The 16,877-nt window shown below is 58.3% G+C and carries 10 protein-coding genes; 9 read left to right on the top strand and 1 reads right to left on the bottom strand.

The genetic code is table 11. The features are described from left to right. Position 1: 1 nt before the first annotated feature. From ABD796_RS13980 to ABD796_RS13950, 7 genes are all read left to right on the top strand, one after another. Positions 2-1,789 carry a hypothetical protein gene (locus tag ABD796_RS13980; protein ID WP_344908721.1) on the top strand — a complete coding sequence of 596 codons (1,788 nt, stop codon included), beginning with the start codon at positions 2-4 and terminating at the stop codon, positions 1,787-1,789. A 37-nt stretch (positions 1,790-1,826) separates the two neighbouring features. Beyond that, positions 1,827-6,725: an Ig-like domain-containing protein gene (locus tag ABD796_RS13975; protein WP_344908720.1), complete on the top strand. Its 4,899-nt coding sequence runs from the start codon at positions 1,827-1,829 to the stop codon at positions 6,723-6,725. Between the two features lie 79 nt (positions 6,726-6,804). Then, positions 6,805-8,139 carry an ABC transporter substrate-binding protein gene (locus ABD796_RS13970; protein WP_344908719.1) on the top strand — a complete coding sequence of 445 codons (1,335 nt, stop codon included), beginning with the start codon at positions 6,805-6,807 and terminating at the stop codon, positions 8,137-8,139. A 247-nt stretch (positions 8,140-8,386) separates the two neighbouring features. After that, the gene (gene lpdA, locus ABD796_RS13965) at positions 8,387-9,811 is read left to right on the top strand and encodes a dihydrolipoyl dehydrogenase (RefSeq protein WP_344908718.1); all 1,425 of its coding nucleotides are present in this window, start codon (positions 8,387-8,389) and stop codon (positions 9,809-9,811) included. Between the two features lie 175 nt (positions 9,812-9,986). Next, positions 9,987-10,997, top strand: coding sequence for a thiamine pyrophosphate-dependent dehydrogenase E1 component subunit alpha (locus ABD796_RS13960; RefSeq protein WP_344908717.1), 1,011 nt, complete (start codon positions 9,987-9,989; stop codon positions 10,995-10,997). 3 nt (positions 10,998-11,000) lie between these two features. Next, entirely contained in the window at positions 11,001-11,984 is a 984-nt protein-coding gene (locus tag ABD796_RS13955) for an alpha-ketoacid dehydrogenase subunit beta (protein ID WP_344908716.1), read from the top strand. 27 nt (positions 11,985-12,011) lie between these two features. Beyond that, a complete protein-coding gene (locus tag ABD796_RS13950) occupies positions 12,012-13,358 on the top strand; it encodes a dihydrolipoamide acetyltransferase family protein (protein ID WP_344908715.1) in 1,347 nt (448 codons plus the stop codon). 143 nt (positions 13,359-13,501) lie between these two features. Here the strand turns inward: ABD796_RS13950 and prli42 are convergent, their stop codons facing one another. Then, a complete protein-coding gene (gene prli42 / locus ABD796_RS13945) occupies positions 13,502-13,600 on the bottom strand; it encodes a stressosome-associated protein Prli42 (protein ID WP_344908714.1) in 99 nt (32 codons plus the stop codon). Between the two features lie 90 nt (positions 13,601-13,690). On the opposite strand from prli42, the gene ABD796_RS13940 reads away from it, so the two are divergent. Together ABD796_RS13940 and ABD796_RS13935 are read left to right on the top strand one after the other, a co-directional pair. Then, on the top strand, positions 13,691-14,833 hold the full coding sequence (locus ABD796_RS13940) for a M20/M25/M40 family metallo-hydrolase (protein WP_344908713.1): 1,143 nt from the start codon (positions 13,691-13,693) through the stop codon (positions 14,831-14,833). A 309-nt stretch (positions 14,834-15,142) separates the two neighbouring features. Further along, positions 15,143-16,768, top strand: coding sequence for a stalk domain-containing protein (locus ABD796_RS13935; RefSeq protein ID WP_344908712.1), 1,626 nt, complete (start codon positions 15,143-15,145; stop codon positions 16,766-16,768). The last annotated feature ends 109 nt before the right edge of the window (positions 16,769-16,877 follow it).

The following is a 16,877-nucleotide window of genomic DNA, read 5'->3' as shown; positions in this document are numbered from 1 at the left end:
TGTGTTGAAGCTATCCTACGGGGAGCAGATGCTGCACGATCATTTTACCCGATCGGCCGCTTCCAGCCAATGGGATGACGGCTTGATCCGTTCTGAAGGGCCGGGGCATACGAAAGCGGTCTCTACGCTTGCCAGTACGCACGCCGGTCGTCCGACGGCCGCCTACTATGCGGCTTCCGTCTTGTGCGGCACGATGGAGGAGGCCTTCGGCAGCGAGGTGCTTCGGGCGCTTCGCTCCCTGCAAATCGTCGATGCTTCCAGTTCGTACCATGGCGCTTTTTTGTGGTATCGCGAGGAAACGCAGGTGAGCGATTCGAACGCCGCTTTTTTTACCTTGATGCCGATTGTATGTCTGGTGTTATGCAAAGCGGAACGGATTCCTGCCGCGCACCGGCCACTAATCGACGGCATGCTGCGTCAGTCGCTGCCCTGGTTCGAGCATGAGACGGCGCATCCGAGTCTGTATTATTCGAACAAAATCGTCAGCGACGGCGCCTTGTATGCGGCGCTGGCGCACGTGCTGAACGATGCGGAACATGCCGCCAAGGCGTTGCGTTTTTTGCAGCGTTGGAGCGACTATACGACCGAACGCGGCTGGGGCTGGGGTGAGAACATCAGTCCGGGCTACATTCGTATCATCGTTGCCGGACTCCGGCTGGCTTGTCTCGCGCTTGGGCAGGAACAGGCCGGTTTGCGGGCGCAGTTGGAAGGCCATATGGAGATGCTGCTGGCGTACAACGCCTTCCATGGCGACCACGAGTTTGTGCCGGCGATCCGCAGCTATAATTTTGAGGGCCACACGCGTCAGGACAACCTGATGCTGCGTCTTGCCGGCGTGATCGCCCCCGATTCCGACTATGTGTACAACAAGGAAGGGGTGTGGAACTGGATCAATTATGCCCTGCTGTTCGAAAGGGAGCTGAATCATCCTCCAAAGCCGACGGCGCTGTCCGTTCCGCGCGGGCGGAGGGAACGCGTATTCGACGACAGCTATGCCACGAGCTGGATCGGACATCACGGCCGTCTCGGCAGCCTGAACCGGTTTCCGGTCATCCCGGGCTCCTACCAGTGGCCGTCGTGGGGGCTCGCGTGGCAAACGTTTCCGGTCTCGTTTAGCGTCGATGGGGAGCAAATATCCTATTTGCGTTGGTTCATTCGCGAAGACGGGCAGATCCGGTCGCATCCGGCCAAATCGTACGGCGACAACTACTTGAATCCGGCGCTGTTTCGCGAGCCTTATTACCCGGACATTCAGTTGCGCAGCGTCCAGCATGACCAGATGCTGCTCGTCGTGCGCAGCATGAGCGGCATTCATCATCAGTTCGCCGAAGCTGCGGACGAGTGGATGGTGAAAAGGTTTAGCGGGAGCGTCTCCCGGCATGTCTCCGAGAGCGGCACCGAATGGGTTGTCCTTCATTTCGAGACAGCCGACGTGGCCATTGCCGCGCTGAACGGTATTTCCCTGCATACCGGTACGAACGGACGCGGACCGATTCAGGCGGAGCTCGAGCAGGAAGAAGGGCAGCTGCGGATTCGCCAGGTGCTGTATCGCGGCGAAGAGAAGCTGCATCATATTGCCCGAATCGAAACCGGATGGGCCGTCATTCATTTCGATCAAAAGCTTGCGGGGGAACAACTGAGCCGCCGGTTGGACAGGCTGCGCATCGAAGACCGTTCATTTCCGGACGGGGAAGTGCCGCGCGCGTCTCAAGACGAGCTGCGAGAAATCTGTCTCTTCGACGGCGACGTGCGGATAGCGGAGCTGCGCATCGATCCGTATATGCTTTGAGGCTACCGGCTTCACATTCCTTTGAGGAGGTGCGCGTATGCAGTACGCGACGAAAGCACGGCGACCGGATGGAGCGACAGACATATGGAAACAGTCCAATCTTCCCTCTCTTTATGCTCGCAAGGTTATCGGTATCCTTGGCCTTGCCTTCTGTATGATCGCAGCAAGCGGGCTTCTCGGCGCGCCCCGGGCCAATGCGGAGAATCTGGTCGTGAACCCCGGCTTCGAAACCGATCTGAGCGGCTGGACCGCAGTTGGATCGACGATTTCCAAAAGCACGTCGGAAGCGTATGCCGGAACCGCATCGGCCAAGATCATGCGGCCGTCGGTCTATTCCGGCAATATCGGGCAGCCGGGGATGCAGTTCGAGCCGGGCAAGACGTATTATTTCTCGGTGGCCGTGAAGCGGGAGGCAGGCGCGGCAGAGGTCGGACTGTATCTGAACCAGAGCGGGGTCAAGTGGGGCAGCTCCAACTATCCGATCATGGCGAGCGGCTCGGTGAATACGGAATGGAAGCTGCTGCGCGGAATGAAAACGTTCCCGACCTCGGCGACCGATCCCGGCTCTGGCTTCGTGTACGATAACGCCAGATTGTTTATCCAGCATTCGCTCAGCAGCGAGCCCAAAAACGAACAAGGGCAGTACGTTAGCTTTTATGTGGACGAGGTGAAGGTGGAACCGGCGACGCCGCAAACCGTTGCGATTGCCGGCAGCCCGAGCGCCCTCGTTCCGCTGGCGGGCAACGCCGCCAATACGTACAGCTACACGGCCTCGATGACGAACCAGATGGGAACGACCGAGGGGATGAACGGACAAGCGCTTTCCTGGTCGGTCGTCGGCAGCCCGACCGGTGTATCGATTCATCCGTCGAGCGGCTTGCTTTCGGTAAGCGCTTTCGCGTCGCTCGGCACGATCACGATCCGCGCCGAGTCGGCGGCCAACGCCTCTGCCCATGCGCAGTTCGCGGTCACATTGTCGGCGAGCACGCCGGATCCCGTGCCGAAAGCTCCGGCCGCCTCCAAGGTAACGATCGCCGGTCAGGCGAAACCCGGTCGACTGCTTGCCGCCTCCTACGACTACGTCGATGCGAACGGGAATGCGGAATCCGGCTCGACGCTTGGCTGGTATATTAGCGAGACGGCAGCCGGAGCCTTCACCCTCATACCGGGGGCGACAAGCAGCTCGTACACCGTGCAAGCGGCCGATCTCGGCCAATACGTCAAGTTCGGCGTTACCCCGCGAACGAAGGTCGAACCGGTTTCCGGCACGCTCGTCTACAGCCAGCCTTTGCTGGTCGGGGAGGGTGCAGCGCCGACCGCGGAGCAGGTGCGTATAGCCGGGATGGCTTCCGTCGGGCAGCTGTTGACCGGGATGTACGACTATATCGACAGCGACCTGGACACCGAGTCGGGGACGACGTACCGTTGGCTGATTAGCGGCTCGAAGGCCGGTCCCTACGCCGCGATCGCCGGCGCAACGGGCCGGACGCTGACAGTGACCGCCGCCATGCTGAATCAGTTCGTCAAGTTCGAGGCGACTCCGGCCGATGCTTACGATACCGGAATCGCTTACGCGAGCGCGCCTTCCGAAAGGATCGACTCCGGTCCGTCTTCGTCCTACTATGTCGACCCGGTCGTCGGCGACGACGACAACATCGGCACGATAACGAACCCGTTCCGCACGATTCAGAGGGCGCGCGATAAAGTCCGGACGTTGACGGAAGGCATGGCCTCGGACATCACGGTTTATTTGCGGGAGGGCGAATACGTCCAGCCGTATGCAATCCGCACCGAGTCACTGTTCAAGAACGACAAGACGCTGAGCGAGATCAGGAGCATCAAGGCGAGCACGCTTACTTTCGATGAACGGGATTCGGGGAAAAACGGGTTCTCGGTCATCTACCGGGAGTACCCGGGCGAAAGTCCGGTCATTAGCGGAGGAAGGACGATTGCCGGCTGGACGCTTCATGACGCCGCCAAAAACATCTACAAAGCATACGGCGGCGGCGACTTGGATACGCGCCAATTGTACGTAAACGGTGTTCGCGCCGTGCGCGCGCGCAGTGCGGGCGGCTTGAGCGCCGCCACGCACAATGAGACGGGGCATACGACTACCGATACGTTTTTGGCCGGCTGGGGCAATATCCGCGACATCGAGATGGTATATAAGCAAAAATGGACCAGCCCCCGCGGCAAGGTCGACTCCATTACGGCGAGCGGAGGCGTGGCGACGATCGTCATGCAGCAGCCGGGCTGGTACTACTTGCGTAACAAAGGATCGACAAGCGCGACGGTTCCGTGGTATTACGAGAACGCCTACGAGCTGCTGGATGAGCCGGGGGAATGGTATTTGGACCGGACGACCGGCATGTTTTACTACAAGCCGCGCCCGGGCGAAGAGATGGGGTCGGCTCAGGTCGTTGCCCCCGAACTGGAGGAGCTGATGCGCGTTCAGGGCAGCAGTCTCGATCAGCCGGTTGCCCATTTGACCTTTTCCGGCTTGCGTTTCGAATATGCGGCCTGGCTCAGACCGAGCACCGGCAACGGGCATGCCGACGCGCAAAACAGCCATATCCGGGAAACCGGCAGCGGAATCGGGGACCGGTTGATGGACGGAGCGGTTCATGTGCAGCAAGCGCATTTCATCACGTTCGAGGGCAATCGATTCAGCCGTCTCGGCTCGATCGGCTTGAAGACGGATGAAGGCACCCAAGACAGCCGGATTGCCGGCAACGTCTTCACGGACATTTCGGGCGGCGCGATCGCAGTCGGCGACGTGACGTCCGGCCAGAAGGAGACGGCCGATGCGCGCAGGCTGAACCGGAACAACGACGTGACCAACAACCTGATCCGCAACATCGGCGTCGACTACTACTCGGCGGCGGCCATTTCCGCCGGTTATCCGGTCGATATGGACATATCGCACAACGAAATCGGCGATGTGCCTTATTCGGGACTGCACGTCGGCTACGGCTGGGCATCCAGCCCGACCTCGAACACGCGCAATGTCCGCATACAAAACAACCTGATCTACGACGTGATGCAAAAGCTGAACGACGGCGGGAACATTTACACGCTCGGGACGACCGGGGGCTCGGTTGCGGAGCCAAGCGTCGTCTCCGGCAACTACTTGCTGCGCGACCACGACGTCGGTCAAGGCGCCATCTATTTCGATGAAGGCAGCAACTACTGGCAGACCTATGACAACGTGGTCGAAACGGCTCCGAACTTTTTGCATATTTGGACAACGACGATTCGCGACATTACCGTCAACCGCACGTATACGAATACCCCCAAGCTGGTCAACAACGGCACGAATACGCCGGTGACCGGAACGGTGTTGAGCGAAAATGCGGAATGGCCGTCCGCCGCGCTGACGATTATCCGGAACGCGGGCTTGCAGCCCGCCTACCGCCATCTGCGTCCGGCCGAGCCGATAGCCAGATTGTTTCTGAGGGAGATGGAGCTGGAATCGGGACATTCGGCGCCGCTCCAGATCGAGGCGGCTTTGTCGGAGCGCGGTGCGGCAATGGACCTGAGCGCGTATACGATCGTGTTTGCCAGCAGCAATCCGGCCGTGGCGACCGTGGACAGCGCGGGTCTCGTCACCGCAGTCGGTCCGGGCAAGACGACTTTCACCGCAACCGTTAACGGCGTTCCGGTTCCGGTCGTACACGGCGTCTACGTGGACGATGCATACGATGGGCTAACCGTCACGACCACGAAACCGGCGCTAATGCCGCGCCAATCGCTTGCGCTTACGGTAACCAGCGCAACGTATTACGGCCGAACGCGTCCGATCGACTCCGTCGCCTTCGCGAGCGACAACCCGGGCGTAGCCACTGTAACCGCCGGCGGAATCGTAACCGGTAAAGCGGTCGGCATTGCGAATATCGAGATTACGGCCATCGTCGAGGGGACGGCCGAAACCTATGCCTTCCCGGTGCAAGTCAAGCTCGCCCTGACGGAAACGATGATCGACGAGCCGGATTATTGGTACGTGAACGGCACGGCGGAAAAGACGGCGTCCGACGGGCTAATCACGCTCCGCACGCCGACCGGACTCGCAATGTTCCAGGGCCGGCAGTATGCGAGCGAGATCATTCCGGTGCAAATGACGATCCAGGACACCGGCGGCTGGCATGCGCTCGCTTTCCGCTCGCAGCAGGACGACCAGCCGTATAATGCGTTGACGAATGAAACTTATCTGTTTGTATTCAGTCCGTCGGCGATAGAGCTGCACCGCTTCAATAAGGGGGAACGCACCGTTCTGTACGGCAATGTGGCCGGATTTACGCCGTTGATCGGAAATGCGCTGCCGAACACGTATTTGACCTACGGCAGCAATCATTTGGTGGAATTCGGAGCGATTGATGTGCCGGGCGGCGTCCGAATCGTGCTAAAGGTTGACGGTCATTCGGTGATCGATGTTGTCGACTCCTACAGCGGCTATATCAAGGAGACGGGTTATGTCGGGCTGATCGCCCGCACAGGCTCGATTGCGCTGCGCGACTATAAGCCGGAAGCGCCGCTTCATGTCCGTTACACGTCCGTATCGCCGAATTCCGTCAATCTCGCCTGGGACCCGCATCCGGCCAATGTCGGAACGGTGACCTATACGGTATACGGCGAAGGGAACACCGTGGTCGGCAGCACCTACGGCACGGCGTTCACCGTCTCCGGGCTGTCCGCCGAGACAGGCTATACGTTTCGCGTATCCAGCACTAACAGCTTCGGCTACGTGTCCGATCCAAGCAACGCGGTGACGGTTACGACGATGCCGATGGCGGCCGTATGGGGCGGTCTTGCCCGACAGGATGAACGTCCGCGCACGGAGTATCCGGAAGATGGGGAGAGCCGGGGACAGAGCGACGGAAACCGGCCTCCCGAGCATCATGCCGATTATGACGGGCTTTCACGGGTTCACGATAGTTAAACGCCACCGTTACAGATGTGCATTGCAACTTATGGAGACAGTCAGAGAGACCAAATAGAAGGCATAGGGGGATTCCGAAATGAACCACACAAGAAAAGGGTATCTAACATGGGCAACCATACTGGTGACGGCCATGACGATCAGCGCGTGCGCCGGCGGCGCAGCCGAAACGAAGTCGCCTCCTGCGAACGAAGCAGCGGGCGAAACGCCGAAGGCGCCGGTTGTCGATATGTCGAAGCCGATCACCCTGACGTTTTTCAACAATGCGTCCAATGAAATTTTCGAGCAGGAAATCGGCGCGCGTATTCGGGCCAAATACCCGAACGTGACGATCAAGACGGTCGGCAACGGGTTTACGCGCTCCAATATAGAGAAGCTGCTTGCCTCCGGCGAACAAATCGACCTGTTCTGGATCGGGTTTCAGGAGAGCATCGCGGACATGAAAGCTTTGGGTCTGGCGATGGACTTGACGGCGTTCATCAAGCGCGAAGGCTATGATTTATCCCGCTTCGACGACAGCGCGCTCCAGATGGTCAAGGACCAGTCGGACAAAGGCGAAATATTCGCGCTGCCTTGGCAGGTCGGATCGGCTGTGCTGTTCTACAACAAAGATTTGTTCGACAAGTTCGGGGTGTCGTATCCGAAGGATGGCATGACCTGGAATGAAACGCTCGAGCTGGCGAAGAAAGTGACGCGCAGCGACAACGGCGTCCAGTACCGCGGGCTGGATATCGGACTCACCCGTCATTTTTACCAGCAGTACGCCCTGTCCCCCTATGATCCGAAGACCGGGAAGGCGACCTATTTGAGCGACCCGCGCTGGAACCGGATTATGCAGTTCGTCAAAGACCTGTATGCGATTCCAGGCAACCGTCCGGAAAAGATCGTCGAAGACCGCGCCGGTTTCATGCAGCAAAAGGTAGTTGCCATGCTGCCGTGGTCCGCGTACTTTCAACCGTTCCTCGGTGCGCAGGACTTGAATTTCAATATTGCGGCGCTGCCCGTATTCGACGACGCCAAAGGCCAGGGGGTTTCGCCGGCCGCATCGATCCTGATGATGAGCCCGAGCACGAAATACAAAGACGAGGGCTGGGAAATTTTGAAATTCCTGGCCTCGGATGAAGTAGAGATTGGCAACAGCCGCATCGGGTTTCCGCCGGCGATCAAGCTGCAGGCGGCCAAGGACCAGTTCGGAGCCGATTTGCCCGGCGTCGAAAAGCTGAACATGAAAGCGGTATTCCACAACAAATTAACGCCGCAGCCTGTGATTAGGGGCGATTTACACTCCGCGGCAATCCGCCCGTACGTGCCGATGATCCAGAACATCGGCAACGACAAGGCCGATATCAACACCTCGCTGCGCGACTCGCAAGAAGCCGCCGACAAAGCGATTCAAGAAATAAATTCCAGATAAATCGTCCGCAAGCCATTGCAGTTCGTTTGAAAAACACGCCGCAGCCGCCCTGCTTCTTGTCGGTCTATCCGACAGGAGCAGGGCTTGCTGCATATAGAGCGGAACGTCTGAAAAGATGGTATAATTCTTTCGGTACCGCAAAGGAATATCAGACAATTCAGTTAATTATTTGTGGCATCGTTTATGCAAGTTTACTCGGTTTTGGTACAATAAAGGCATCGTTTCGAAAGACGGGAGGAACATACATATGTCCAAAACATACGATCTGGTAGTGCTCGGCGGCGGAATCGGCGGTTATTCCGCAGCGATCCGCGCGGCGCAGCTTGGGAAATCGGTGGCGATCGTCGAGCGGGACAAGCTCGGGGGGACTTGTCTGCACCGCGGCTGCATTCCGAGCAAGGCGCTGCTGCGCAGCGCGGAAGTGTACGCCACGATGAAGCGCGCCGACGAATTCGGCGTCGTGGCCGATGGGGCGATTTCGTTCGATTTCGCCAAAGCGCAGGCGCGCAAATCGGCCGTCGTGGAGCAGCTGCACAAAGGGCTGCAATATCTCATGACGAAGCACCGGATCGACATTATACGGGGCAACGGGCGCATCATCGGCCCTTCGATCTTCTCCCCGCGCAGCGGCTCGGTGGCCGTGGAGCTGGAGGACGGGGAGTCGGAGACGCTCGTGCCGGCACAGCTCATTATTGCTACCGGATCGCGACCGGGCATGCTGCCGGGAATCGAGGCCGACGGGCGGCGTATCTTGACGAGCGATCATGCGCTGGAGCTGGACCGTCTTCCGGCATCGATGGTCATTGTCGGCGGCGGGGTGATCGGCGTGGAATGGGCGACGATGCTGCACGAATTCGGCGTGGAGGTAACGCTTGTCGAAGCCGAGAAGCGGCTGCTGCCGACGGAGGACGAGGACGTGTCGAGAGAGTTGGAGCGTCTGTTCAAAAGGCGCGGCATCCGTGTCATGACGGGGGCGCGGTTGTTGACCGACACGGTCGAGATAGGGGCAGATACCGTTTCGATGTCGATAGAGACGTCCAAGGAGACGGAGCGGATTATGGCCGAAACGATGCTCGTATCGGTCGGCCGGGTGGCCAATGCGGACGGGATCGGTCTGGAAAATACCGACGTCCGGCTGGAGAAGGGCGTCATCAAAGTGAACGAATGGCTGCAGACGGGCGAATCGCACATTTATGCGGTCGGAGACGTGAACGGCGGCTTGCAGCTCGCCCATGTAGCCGGACATGAGGGCATATGCGCGGCGGAGCATGCCGCGGGCAAATCGTCCAAGCCGCATGCGGCGCATCTCGTGCCCCGTTGCGTATACTCCCATCCGCAGGTGGCCTCGGTCGGCTGGACCGAGCGACAGGCGGCCGAGCAAGGCCGCGAGCTCAAGACCGCCAAGTTTTCCTTCAAGCCGTTAGGCAAGGCGCTCGTTTATGGTGAGAACGACGGCTTCGTGAAGGTGGTGGCGGATGCGAAGACGAACGACCTGCTGGGTGTTCACATCATCGGTCCGCAGGCGACCGAGCTGATCGCTGAGGCGGCGCTGGCCAAGCTGCTGGATGCCGTGCCGTGGGAGATCGGCAGTTCGATCCACCCTCATCCGACGCTGTCCGAAGCGTTGGGGGAAGCGATGCTGGCGGTGGACGGGCTGTCCATCGGCGGATAAGGTTTCGGCGAATCGGATGTTCAAATTGTATTCATACGCCAAAGCGATTATAATATACTTATAGCGTCAACTCTTAAGACCTGATACTAATTGTTTTTTGCGGTCCCACTATCATTCCGGCGAGCGAAGGTGTCTGACACCGCATCCGTTCGGCCGATCAGGAGGCTGAAGCCCCATGTCCATCGGTCAATTGACGAAGCATAAGCAACTTGGGCTAACCGACGATCAAGCGCTTGACATGTACAGGTTCATGCTGATGGCCCGAAAGTATGACGAACGCGCCCTGCTGCTCCAACGTGCAGGCAAAATCAACTTTCACGTTTCCGGCATCGGACAGGAGGCGGCCCAAGTCGGCGCGGCGTATGCGCTCGACCGGAATCGCGATTACTTTTTGCCCTATTACCGGGATTACGGATTTGTGCTTACCGTCGGCATGACGCCCAAGGAGCTGATGCTCTCGCTCTTTGCGAAAGCCGGCGATCCGAACAGTGCGGGCCGGCAAATGCCCGGTCACTTCTCGCACCGCAAGCTGCGCATCGTTACCGGCTCGTCGCCCGTTACGACGCAGGTGCCCCATGCGGTCGGCATTGCGCTTGCTGCGCGGATGAAGGGCGAATCGATCGTTTCGTTCACCACGTTCGGCGACGGCTCGAGCAATCAGGGCGATTTTCACGAAGGCTGCAACTTCGCCGGCGTGCACAAGCTGCCCGTTATCTTCATGTGCGAAAATAACCAATACGCAATATCGGTTCCGCTGCATAAGCAGGTGGCCGGCTCGATCGCCGACCGCGCGCTCGGCTACGGCTTCCCGGGCGTCAAGGTTGACGGCAACGATGTGCTCGAAGTGTTCCGCGTCGTCAAGGAAGCCCGCGAGCGCGCCATTCGCGGCGACGGTCCGACGCTGATCGAGGCGGTCACGTACCGGCTCTCGCCGCACTCCACCTCGGACAACGACCTGGCCTACCGGACGAAGGAAGAAGTCGACATGCACCGGGGCAAGGATGCGATACCGCGCTACAAAGCGTATTTGATCGAAAGCGGCATTTGGAGCGAAGAGCAGGACGCTCGACTGAGCGAGCAGCTCGTTGCGGAAATCAAGGAAGCGACCGAATACGGCGATAAGGCTCCGTTCCCGGATACGCAAGACTTGTTCAAGCACGTCTATGCCGAAGAGGAAGGGGTGTAACCGATGGCGGTTCAGAACTATTTGACGGCGATTCGCGAGGCGATGCGCGAGGAAATGGTGCGCGACGACAACGTGTTCGTGCTCGGCGAGGATGTCGGCTATAAAGGCGGCGTCTTTACGGTGACGAAGGGGTTGATCGAACAATTCGGCGAAACGCGCGTGATCGATACCCCGCTTGCCGAATCGGCCATAGCCGGAGTCGCAATCGGAGCCGCCATGTACGGCATGCGGCCGATAGCCGAGATGCAGTATGCCGACTTCATGTTGCCGGCCACCAACCAGATTATTAGCGAGGCGGCCAAAATCCGTTACCGCTCCAACAACGACTGGGGCTGCCCGGTCGTTATCCGCGCGCCGATCGGCGGCGGCATTTTCGGCGGCTTGTATCATTCGCAATGCACGGAATCGATCTTCTTCGGGACACCGGGGTTGAAAATCGTTTTCCCTTCCACGCCATACGATGCCAAAGGGCTGCTGAAGGCGGCGATCCGCGACGCCGATCCCGTTCTTTACTTCGAGCACAAAAAATGTTATCAGTTCGCCGAGGGCGAAGTGCCCGAGGATGATTACGTCGTGCCGATCGGCAAGGCGGACGTAAAGCGAGACGGTTCGGACATTACGGTCATTACGTATGGCTTGCCGGTGCATTTCGCTCTGGAGGCGGCAAGCGAGCTGGCCAAGGAAGGGATCGAGGCGCTCGTGCTCGACCTGCGCACGATCCAGCCGCTAGACAACGAAGCGATCTTGGCCGCGGCGGCCAAAACCGGCAAAGTGCTTATCATTCACGAAGACAACAAAACCGGCGGCGTCGGCGCGGAAGTATCCGCGATCATCGCGGAGGAACTGTTGTTCCAACTGGACGCCCCGATCAAGCGGCTGTGCAGTCCGGACGTTCCGGCAATGCCGATCAGCCCCGTGCTGGAGAAGCATTATATGCTAAACAAAGATAAAGTAATGGAAGCTATGCGCAACTTGGCCTTATATTAATTAAGCGCTCGGGGAGGTTAGCGGATTATGAAGGAAACGAAAGCGCAGGGCACCCGGATCGTCATTCCCCAGCTTGCGGAATCGCTCGTGTCGGCGACGATCAGCAAATGGCTGAAGAAGCCGGGCGATTACGTAGAGCAGTACGAACCGATCTGCGAGCTGATTACGGAGAAAGTAAACGCCGAGCTGCCCTCGACGGTGGAAGGTACGCTGGTCGAGCTGTTGGCCGAGGAAGGCGAGACGGTTCCGGTAGGCGGCGAGGTGGCGATTATACGGGAGTCTGGATCAGTAGCTGAAAGCGAAGCCTCGCCGACGGCCAGCATTTCGACCGCAGTCGTTGCCGCGGGTGGGACCGCTGGGGCGGATGTCAGCATGCGCAACCGGTATTCCCCGGCGGTGCAGCAGCTTGCGGCCGAACACGGCATCCGGCTGGAGCAGCTCAACGGAACCGGACTGGGCGGACGCATTACCCGCAAAGACGTGCTGCGATACGTCGAAGAGGGAGGCCCTCAGCGTTCCCGGACGACGGACAGCAGCGCGGCTGCCATCATCACGGCCGCCGAGGTGCAGGTATCGCCCGATGTGCCCCAAGTTCCGGTGCGCTCGACCGGACTGCATCTATCCGAGGAGCCGCCGATCCCGAAGATCGAGGTCGAGGGTCGCGGCAATGACGGCCGCGGCGAGACGATTATCGACGTGACGCCGATCCGCAACACGATCGCCACCCGGATGCGTCAGAGCGTGGCGGAAATTCCGCACGCCTGGACGATGATCGAGGTGGACGTGACCAATCTCGTCGTCCTGCGGAACAAGATCAAGGACGAATTCATCAAAAAAGAAGGCATCAACTTGACGTACCTGGCGTTCGTGTTGAAGGCGGTCGTCAATGCGATCAAGGACTACCCGATCATGAACTCCGTTTGGGCGGTCGACAAAATTATCATCAAGCGCGACATTAACATCTCGTTGTCCGTAGGCACCGAGGATTCGGTTATTACGCCTGTCATTAAAAAGGCGGATCAAAAAAATATCGCGGGTCTCGCGCGCGAGATCGACGAGCTTTCCCGCAAGGCGCGTTCCGGCAAGCTCAAGCTGGACGATGTGCAGGGAGGCACGATCACGGTCAACAATACCGGATCGTTCGGTTCCATTTTGTCGTATCCGATCATCAATTACCCGCAAGCGGTCAACCTGACGTTCGAATCGATCGTCAAACGACCGGTCGTGATCAACGATATGATTGCGGTTCGCTCCATGGCCAACATATGTTTGTCGCTGGACCACCGGATTTTGGACGGCGTCATCTGCGGGCGCTTTTTGCAGCGGGTGAAGGAAAATCTGGAAAGCTTCAATATGGAAACCAAGCTGTACTGATACAAAGTCAGAGCGAAAACCTCTTAGAGGAGCGAAACGGACCGGACCCCTTGCGGAGCAAGGGATGCATGTCCGAATACGCGGCTCCGGCCCGGTTTTTGCGGGATCGAGCCAGAGCTTGAACGGTTCCGGGGAACGGGCAATCAGCCGAGGAAAACGCCTACGGTATACAGAATGACGGACGAGACCATAGCGAACAGCATCAGATATACCATGATTTTAACGAAATTTTTGCTGAACAACAGCTTCAACTCCTTGAATTAGGTTATACTTGGAGCGATAATGACGCATATCTGTATTGTACCTTAATCCATGTCCGGGAGGAAAGTCAGATGATTCAACAAAATCGATTGGTCGAGCAGTTTTTGCAGCTGGTCCGAATCGACAGCGAGACGAAGCACGAGCGGGAGATCAGCGAGGCGTTGAAAACGCTGTTCGGCGGCGAGCTCGGACTGGACGTAGTCGAGGACGATACGGCCGCGGTAACCGGCCATGGCTCCGGCAACTTGATCTGTACGCTGGAAGCAACGCCGGACAAGGCGCATCTTCCGGCGATCTTGTTCACCTGCCATATGGACACCGTAACGCCGGGCAAAGGGATCAAGCCCCGCGTGGACACGGACGGCTACATACGCAGCGACGGCACGACGATATTGGGCAGCGACGACAAGGCCGGCATTGCGGCGATGATCGAGGCGATCCGCGTGCTGAGGGAACAGCGCATATCGCATGGCAAGCTGCTGTTCGTCATTACCGCGGGCGAAGAATCCGGCTTGCTCGGATCGCGGGCGATGGCGGAGCGTCCGTCCGTTCCGTTGAAGGCAAAATTCGGCTACGCGCTCGATTCGAACGGCCGAGTCGGTCAAATCGCGGTGGCCGCGCCGACGCAGGCGCGCATTCAGATTACGATCAAGGGCCGCTCGGCACACGCCGGGGTCAATCCGGAGGACGGCGTCAGCGCGATTCAAGTTGCGAGCAAGGCGATTTCCCGCATGCCGCTCGGCAGGATCGATTTCGAGACGACGGCGAACATCGGCAGCTTTGCCGGGGGCGGTGCCACGAATATCGTCTGCGAACGCGTCGATATCGCCGCGGAAGCGAGGAGCCGCGAGCAGGCGAAGCTCGATCGTCAGCTGGAAGCGATGAAGCACGCCTGCGAATCGGCCGCCCAGGATATGGGCGCCACGGTTGAATTTATAAGCCAGGTCATCTACCCGGCTTACAAATACGACGAGAGTGCGCCAGTCGTGCAGTTGGCGATGAAGGCGCTGGAGAAGATCGGGCGTCAGCCGGGCACGTTCCACACCGGCGGAGGCAGCGACGCGAACATGTTTAACGGCATGGGCATCCCGACCGTCAATCTGGCCGTCGGCTACGAGAACATCCATACGACCGAGGAACAAATGCCGATTTCCGAGCTGACGGCAGTCACCGAGCTCGTGGTGGCGATTGTGACGGAGGCGGCAAGCGAATAGTGAACACGGAAAAGGCGCCCGCGATGGCGCCTTTTTTGGTTACAGCTCCAAATACGCGCAAACGGATCGTTTCTGCAGCCACGTTAAGAGGACGGCAGAACGGATAAGCGAATGTATGTTCAGATGTTTGTTCGAGGGAATTGCCCATCCTAGCGGCAGATAGCCGACAAATATGTTGGACGTTTCGAAGTCAAGGCAGCATTTTACGGGATTGTCGGGGGTTGCATTTTTTCCCATACAAACAGTAGGATGGAAGAGCAAATGTGACTTGGAAAGAGTTTTAAATTCAAGGGGAAGCAGGAATTGCAGATGAACAAACAGGGAACGCTCGGCTTCGCACTGGCCATTGGTCTGCTGCTTGGGGGGAATGCGGCTTATGCCGAGAAAGGGCTAACACCGACGACGGATGCGCGGAAGGTTTCGTCGGTTACAATCGTTTTAAACAGCAGGACGGCTCTAGTGGACGGCCAAGCTTTGGTACTGCCCGTCGAGCCGACGCGGATTGGTGATACGACGATGGTTCCGATTCGCGCCATATCGGAAGCGCTGGGAGCCAATGTCGAGTGGCTCGGGGACGAGAATGCGATCGCGATTCGGTACGAGGATTTCCGGCTTCGCCTGGTGATCGGTAGTCTGACGGCAAGTGTGGGCGATCGGACCGAGTCGTTGGAGCAGCCGGCTCAAATCGTGAATGAATCGACGATGGTCCCGTTGCGATTTATTGCCGAAAACTTGGATAAAGACGTCCAGTTCGATGCTGCTGCTGGAACGATCACGATCATGTCCAAGCGCCAGGAAGAGTCTCCTTCACAGCACGAGTCGCCCGCAAAAGATGCTGCAAAACAAGCGGCCAATGAATCTGAGAAAGAACTCGCGAAGAACGTTCACGCGACGCGGACGAAGTTGGACCCGATCAGGATGGAAGCGTTGATCGACATGAAAGATATGAACGCCGATTTGCGTAATATCGCTATCCGGCCACGAAGCATCGTGACAGACAAGGCCGGAAGCGTTTACGTGCTGTTCGGACAGGACCGAGCCGTCGGGCTGCTCAAATACGATGCGAAAACAAAACGGGTGGAAGTGCTGCTGGATAAGTTCGACAGCCGATTTAACTTCAGCTATACCGAGCTTCTGAAAGGTAAGAGAGAATTTCCCTACACCAACCTCGCCCCGGAAACTTTATATTATGACGAGTCGAGCGATAGCGTTTACTTGCTGGCGTACAATACGAACGCCACATATAATCAAACCGGCGAAGCTTTCTACAAGAGCAGCATATCCAGCGTCGTATACCGCATCGTTCCGGGCGGGACAATTGAAATGGTAACACATGGAGACTACGGATCGTTGGTCCCTTCAGGCAGTAATTTTCTACTTGCTGAGGGCAAGCAAGTTTATTTCAGCGATATCGTACACGGCCAAATATACACATCGGAAGCTGGGGGTTCGGCGATTCCGCTGGCGCCGATCGATAAAAGCGAGGGCGGAGCCAAGCTGGCGGCGACGTTCAAGGAAGGCAGCATTTATTATTTGGACTTGGTGTCCCGTAAGCTGCACGAAGTGAATCCGACCAATGGAGATACTCGGCTTGTCACCAAGCTGGATGATGAAAACCTGCGTTTTGCAGCAGCGGTGGGCGGGAAGTTTTATGTGGCGGATTACGAGCGAATGTACGAGTTGGATACGGATGGGAAGCTGACGCCATATGTCACGTTGGGCGATGTCAATCAGCCCGATGAGAGAGGCGAATGGCAGGAAACGAAAAATTCCAATGGATCGGTAATGAGAGTGCCGATCAGCGGCTCCATGCAAAGGGTGAGCGACTTTGGCATGTATACGGTAAAGGCAGATGGCAATATTGTGCTGTCACGCGAAGGTGCGCAACCGCCGCTTCGAATCATCCGACTATACGAAGAGACGAAGCGGCCCTGATAGCGGTTAGTCAGCCATACGTGCCAAAAGAAGTATCCTCTCGCTGCCGGGCTGCGCGCAAGCACGCCGTTTGCCAGCGACGGCGCTTCTCTTTGCGCAAAATGGAGCA

Origin of the sequence: Paenibacillus hodogayensis (assembly GCF_039536325.1) — a bacterium.
Classification (GTDB): domain Bacteria; phylum Bacillota; class Bacilli; order Paenibacillales; family NBRC-103111; genus Paenibacillus_AB; species Paenibacillus_AB hodogayensis.
Note: the sequence above shows the minus strand (reverse complement) of the source record. Positions and strands in the feature narration are given on the sequence as shown.

Bases quoted from the DNA above. Each gene is read 5' to 3' on its own strand.
- lpdA (WP_344908718.1), top strand. From the start codon at position 8,387: ATGTCCAAAACATACGATCTGGTAGTGCTCGGCGGCGGAATCGGCGGT.
- ABD796_RS13975 (WP_344908720.1), top strand. From the start codon at position 1,827: ATGCAGTACGCGACGAAAGCACGGCGACCGGATGGAGCGACAGACATA.
- ABD796_RS13940 (WP_344908713.1), top strand. From the start codon at position 13,691: ATGATTCAACAAAATCGATTGGTCGAGCAGTTTTTGCAGCTGGTCCGA.
- ABD796_RS13955 (WP_344908716.1), top strand. From the start codon at position 11,001: ATGGCGGTTCAGAACTATTTGACGGCGATTCGCGAGGCGATGCGCGAG.
- ABD796_RS13950 (WP_344908715.1), top strand. From the start codon at position 12,012: ATGAAGGAAACGAAAGCGCAGGGCACCCGGATCGTCATTCCCCAGCTT.
- ABD796_RS13970 (WP_344908719.1), top strand. From the start codon at position 6,805: ATGAACCACACAAGAAAAGGGTATCTAACATGGGCAACCATACTGGTG.
- ABD796_RS13935 (WP_344908712.1), top strand. From the start codon at position 15,143: ATGAACAAACAGGGAACGCTCGGCTTCGCACTGGCCATTGGTCTGCTG.
- ABD796_RS13960 (WP_344908717.1), top strand. From the start codon at position 9,987: ATGTCCATCGGTCAATTGACGAAGCATAAGCAACTTGGGCTAACCGAC.